Origin of the sequence: Streptomyces sp. NPDC060198 (assembly GCF_042728415.1) — a bacterium.
Lineage (GTDB): Bacteria > Actinomycetota > Actinomycetes > Streptomycetales > Streptomycetaceae > Streptomyces.
On sequence record NZ_JBHWZJ010000443.1, the window covers coordinates 1 to 5,140 of the forward strand.

A 5,140-nucleotide genomic window follows, 5' to 3' on the forward strand; every position below is an offset into this window, starting at 1 on the left:
GTGCGGGGGTGGTCCGCACCCCCGCACCGGGACCGCCGGTGCGTTCCGTTCCGCTCCCCTACCGGTGCGAGGGGAACTCCACGACCTGCTGGTAGGTCGGCCGGTTCTGCCACGGGATCGTCTTCTGGGTGATCCCGCCCAGCGCGCGGTGGATGATCGCGTCGCTGCACCACTGGTTGCCGGCCGCGCAGTTGTCGTCACCCGGGTAGACCGTGGTGGCGGGCTTGGCGGCGGCCGCCTTCAGAGTGGTGAGCAGGGCGTCGCGGCAGGTGGCGAGTACGCCGCCCCCGCAGTAGGTGCGGGCCAGCGGCCCCTGGACGTTCTCGCCGAGGACCTGGCGCAGGTCCTTGTCGGCGAAGGCCCACCAGCCGTACTGGAAGGCGGAGCCGCTGTGCGCCCCGCTGGGTCCGTGGCTGGCGGCCGGGGACTCGTCCACGGCGAGGTTCGCCGCCAGGGCGCCGTAGAGCGCGTCCCCGAGTCCGGGCCGGAACTCCGCGTCCATCAGCGCGGGCCACCAGGCGTCCATGACGCGTACGGCGTCCGCGTTGGCGTACGTCGCGGAGCCCGCCGCCGTCTCCTTGCGCTGCGAGCCGGCCGCCCGCCACGCCTCCAGCTGCTTGACGACGGCGTCGAGGGCGGTGTCGGTGACGGGCTGGGAGCGGATGATCTTCAGCAGCTCGGGCAGCAGCTGCTCGCCGCGCAGATCGGTCACGGCGGACTGCTCCATGGCCTTGGTGAGCGAGGCGCGGGTGACGCCGCCCTGGGCGACCAGCGCGGAGACCCGGTCGTCCAGCAGGTCGGCCCGGTGCACGGCGCCGAACCCGAAGCCGGCGGAGGCGTACCCCTTGGCCTGCCGGTTGTTCCAGGAGATGTAGTAGTCCTGGCCGCTGGAGTGCGGATGCGCGGCGAAGGACGTGTACGTGGCGGTGTTGGCGACCGGGTCGAAGCCCTGCCACTCGTACGCCCGGTCCGCCGCGATCGGCAGCGCCGGGTCCACGCCCGCGGCCCGCTCCGGGTTCATGCCGCTGTTGTAGTAGGCGGCGGTGCGGGAGTCGGCGTAGAACCAGTTGAAGGCGTAGTCGATGTTGCTCGCCGCCTGCTGGAAGGAGGCGGCGTCGGTCACGTACGCCGGGTCGTTGAGCATCTGGAAGCCGATGATGGAGTCGGCCTCGTGACGGTAGGTGGTGCGCAGCGAGGTGTACGCGACCGGCTTGCCGCCCACCGTGGCGCGGTGGGTGACGATGCCGTAGTTGGTGCGCCAGACCTGCATCCGGTAGGAGCCGACGGCGGTGGAGTCGGCGGTCGTGGGCTTCCAGGAGTTGGTGCGCTCCATCTTCTCCATGGGCGTGCAGGTGCCCCGGTAGAGGTAGGAGGCGGAGTTCTTCGTCGGGGTGGCGCCGCTCGCCTCGCAGAGCGGGACGGCGTAGGTGTCGGTGATGTCCTGGGCGGCGGAGGTGGCGCTCCAGGCGTAGTCCTCGCCGCGTCCCATCTGGACGTACATGCCGACGCCCGCGAAGGAGACGCCGCGGGCGCTGATGCCGGGTCCCTGGATCTCCTGGAGCATCATCAGCTGCGGGGCGAAGTAGCCGGTCTGCGGGCCGAAGACGGCGACCGGGTTGCCGCTCGCGGTGCGGGAGCCGGAGACCACCAGGGCGTTGGACATGCCGCGCTTCTGCGCGTCGGTGCCGGAGCCGGGCAGGGTGCCCTCGGGGATGACGCCGTCGTCGAAGACGCCCTGGAGCGGCTTGAGGGCGGCGGGCGCGGCGACCGGGGCCTTGAGGTTGGTGCCCGCGGAGCCGGTGCGGTCGTAGATCAGGGGCTCGGCGGTGACGGAGCCCTTGTCGGGGAGGGCGGTGCCGCGCGCGGTGGCGGGCTTCTGGGCGTACGGGAAGGAGGTGCCGTCGTGCACGGTGAGGACGGCTTCCGGGTCCTCGCGCTGCCGGAACGACTCCCAGACCCGGGTGCCCTCGGTGACGCCGTACTTCTCCTGGGCGGCGAGCAGCGAGATGGCGGCCTGCACCTCGCCGCCGCCTCCGCCGCCAAACTGGCCGCCGACGACGGTGGCGATGGCGATCAGGTCGGTGAGCTTGAAGGGCACGATCTCGCCGACGTTGGTGATCGAGTCGATCTTGCCGGTGAGGACGTACTCGCCGGGGAAGTTGCGACTCGACTTCGCCTTGTCCTTGTAGGCGTTGATGCCGTCGATGTAGGCCTGCGCGTCCGACATGGCCAGCTCGCCGCGCGCGCCCTCGGTGGTCCTGATCCGCTCGACCTGGGCTTGGAGATCGGCCTCGGTGTACGGGGCCTGCGGCCAGAACTGCTGCTCCAGGCCCTGGTTGGCGAGGGCCCCGCCGGCGAAGGAGGTGAGTTCGCCGCGTCCGATGTGGCGGAAGAGGTCCATCAGCCAGAGCCGGTCCTGGCCTGCCGCGTAGCCGGCGCCGAACTCGGTGCCGTAGCGGGTGGTGCCGACGATGTGCGGGACGCCGGTCTTCTTGTCCCGGGTGATGGTGACGTCGCTGCGGGGCGAGACGGTGGACTCGACCTGACCGGACGGGACGCCGAAGGAGGCGTCGTTGAAGAAGTCGGTCAGCTTGGCGTCGGTGAGGGTGCTCTGGCCGGAGATCAGCGAGGTGTAGCGGTCGAGCTGGTCGTCGCTGTGGGAGGGATGGGTGCCGAAGAGCTTGTTGCCGAGGATGTCGGCGAGGGTGGCGTTGCCGTTGGCGCCGGGCGGCAGGATGTCCGCGCACTGCCCGGCGCAGTGGTCGGTGACCGCGGCGGTGGCCGCCACCGGGGCGGCGCCTGCCGGGAGTGATCCCGCCAGCATGGAGGTTCCGAGTGCGAGGACGGCCGCGAAGGTCGCGGCGAGCTTGCCGGTACGTGTACGTGGGGGCATGCGTACTCCTCAGGGAGGCCGATGCGCCGGAGATTACCGACGGTAAGTCGGGTCCGTAAGGTGAGCATCAGTCACCTTTGCCGAATCGTCACACGCCCCCGCGGGGCGCCGGCCGGCGGCTGCACGCCACTGTGTGCACCCCCGTCCCATCCGTGGCCGGAAATCATCTTTCGGGGGAGCCAGAACGGGCAGGCGTACGTCCATCCCCACAAGAACACCGAACGACGGAGGTGGCGGTGGTATGGCCGGTTTCCGGAGTCTTGCGAGACAGGTCCGTGACCCCCGGGCCGATCTGGCCCTGCGGCGGTACTCGCTGCGCAAATGCCTGGAGCGCTTCGCCCCCTACGGGCACCGGGCGACCTGGGACCATCTGTGCGCCCGGCACGGGTTCGGCCCGGAGGACCGGGCTCCCGACCCGGCCCGGCTGACGGGCGCGCTGGCCGAGCTGGAGGCGGCCCGGGCCCTCTGGCTGGCGTACGAGGCGGGGTTCGCCGAACGGCGGCGCCGCGAGAAGCGCGAGGGGCTGCGCCGGCCCGGCGGTTTCGACGCCTGGCACCGGCGGATCTGGGGAGGCAACGGCGTGGCCCGCTGCGCCGACCCCGGTACGCATCCGAGCGCCCCGCTCCCCGAAGTACTGCTCCGGCTGATCACCGCGCTCGGCGCGGAGCCCGGCACGGCCTGCCCGGTCTGCGCGGAGACCCGGATCGTCTGGCGCCAGGACCCGCACCGCGAACCCCGGTCCGGTCCGGAGTGCACGGGCTGCGGCATCCTCGTACCGGCGTCGGCGCTGACGCCGGGGACGCTGGTAAGGGCGCACCGGATACGGCACCAGCAGCTGACCTCGGCGGCCTGAGAGCCTGCCGGGTGGCCTTCGACCGGCCGGCGTGGCCACCCGGCCGGAGGCCGCCCGCCAGACCCTGAGGCAGCGGCCGGAGCACGGGTGGCCGGGGGCCGGACGAGCGGCCCCCGGGCGCCGATGCGCCCCGCCCCCGGAGCGTCAGTCGCGCGGCTCCGGGCCGGTCGGGCGCTCCGGCATCAGCCGGGAACCGGCCATTCGCTCGCCGGAGATGTCGTCCGGGTTGGAGAGGACGCAGTTCTCCAGCGAGAGGCAGCCGCACCCGATGCAGTCGGTCAGATGGTCGCGCAGCCGGCCGAGCTGCTCGATGCGCTCGTCCAGCTCGGCACGCCACGCCCCGGAGAGTCGGGCCCAGTCCTCCCGGGTGGGCGTGCGCTCCTCCGGGAGTTCGGCGAGCGCCTCACGGATGGTGGCCAGCGGGATGCCGACCCGCTGGGCCGCGCGCACGAACGCGACCCGCCGGAGCGCGTCCCTGTCGTAGCGTCGCTGGTTGCCGCTGGTGCGGCGGCTGGTGATCAGCCCCTTGGACTCGTAGAAGTGCAGGGCCGAGACGGCCGCGCCGCTGCGCGCGGCGAGTTGGCCGACGGTGAGTTCGTGGAGCGACTGGGGAATCTGGGGCACGCCTCGAACCTACTGCGCACGCGACCGCACCTCCCCGCTTCGTTGACAGGAGCCGGTGGCCACTCCATGCTGAGCAAGCGCTTAGACATCGAGCAGTGAGCCGGAAGGCAGGACCAGGACCATGGCAGAGCCGAAGATCTTCACCTCCGCACAGGAGCTGCGCGACGGTGTGGGCGAGCAGCTGGGGCACAGCGACTGGCTGGAGATCGACCAGAAGCGGATCGACCAGTTCGCCGAGGCGACCGGCGACCACCAGTGGATCCATGTCGATCCCGAGCGCGCGGCGACCGGCCCGTTCGGCACCACGATCGCCCACGGGTACCTGACGCTCTCCCTGCTCCCGGCACTCGTCCCGCAGGTCATGTCGGTCGAAGGCGCGAAGATGGGCATCAACTACGGGACCAACAAGGTGCGTTTCCCCTCCACGGTCCCGGTCGGCTCGCGGCTGCGCGCCACCGCCGTGCTGAAGTCCGTCGAGGAGGCGGGCGGCGGGGTGCAGATCACGGCGGTCGTGACCGTGGAGCGCGAGGGCGGCGAGAAGCCGGCCTGCGTCGCCGAGTCGGTGTCCCGCTACTACTTCTGAGCGATCGCCCCCGCACGGGCCTCACGGCCACGGGCCCGCCGCACCCCGAGGACGCGGGGCGCGGCGGGCCCGCCGCCCAGGCCGGGACGCGCGCGGAGCCCGACATAGGGGGCCCGCCCCAGCGCAGCACCAGGTCCACGTATAGCGCGCCCCCCGCCACGGGCGGCCGGCGGCCCGGCGCGGTGAA

General features: G+C 72.3%; 4 protein-coding genes. 2 read left to right on the plus strand and 2 right to left on the minus strand.

What is annotated here, in order from left to right; all coding sequences use genetic code 11:
* Positions 1-58: 58 nt before the first annotated feature.
* A complete protein-coding gene (locus tag ACFWEP_RS31220) occupies positions 59-2,893 on the minus strand; it encodes a penicillin acylase family protein (protein ID WP_387375141.1) in 2,835 nt (944 codons plus the stop codon).
* Between the two features lie 241 nt (positions 2,894-3,134).
* Here ACFWEP_RS31220 and ACFWEP_RS31225 point away from each other — a divergent pair, with 241 nt between their 5' ends.
* Positions 3,135-3,746: a hypothetical protein gene (locus tag ACFWEP_RS31225; RefSeq protein WP_387375142.1), complete on the plus strand. Its 612-nt coding sequence runs from the start codon at positions 3,135-3,137 to the stop codon at positions 3,744-3,746.
* 144 nt (positions 3,747-3,890) lie between these two features.
* On the opposite strand, the gene soxR is transcribed toward ACFWEP_RS31225, so the two are convergent.
* On the minus strand, positions 3,891-4,370 hold the full coding sequence (gene soxR, locus ACFWEP_RS31230) for a redox-sensitive transcriptional activator SoxR (RefSeq protein WP_387375144.1): 480 nt from the start codon (positions 4,368-4,370) through the stop codon (positions 3,891-3,893).
* Positions 4,371-4,491: 121 nt separating this feature from the next.
* Here soxR and ACFWEP_RS31235 point away from each other — a divergent pair, with 121 nt between their 5' ends.
* The gene (locus ACFWEP_RS31235) at positions 4,492-4,953 is read left to right on the plus strand and encodes a MaoC family dehydratase (protein WP_266702746.1); all 462 of its coding nucleotides are present in this window, start codon (positions 4,492-4,494) and stop codon (positions 4,951-4,953) included.
* Positions 4,954-5,140: the final 187 nt, after the last annotated feature.

Bases quoted from the DNA above. Each gene is read 5' to 3' on its own strand.
- ACFWEP_RS31220 (WP_387375141.1), bottom strand. From the start codon at position 2,893: ATGCCCCCACGTACACGTACCGGCAAGCTCGCCGCGACCTTCGCGGCC.
- ACFWEP_RS31225 (WP_387375142.1), top strand. From the start codon at position 3,135: ATGGCCGGTTTCCGGAGTCTTGCGAGACAGGTCCGTGACCCCCGGGCC.
- ACFWEP_RS31235 (WP_266702746.1), top strand. From the start codon at position 4,492: ATGGCAGAGCCGAAGATCTTCACCTCCGCACAGGAGCTGCGCGACGGT.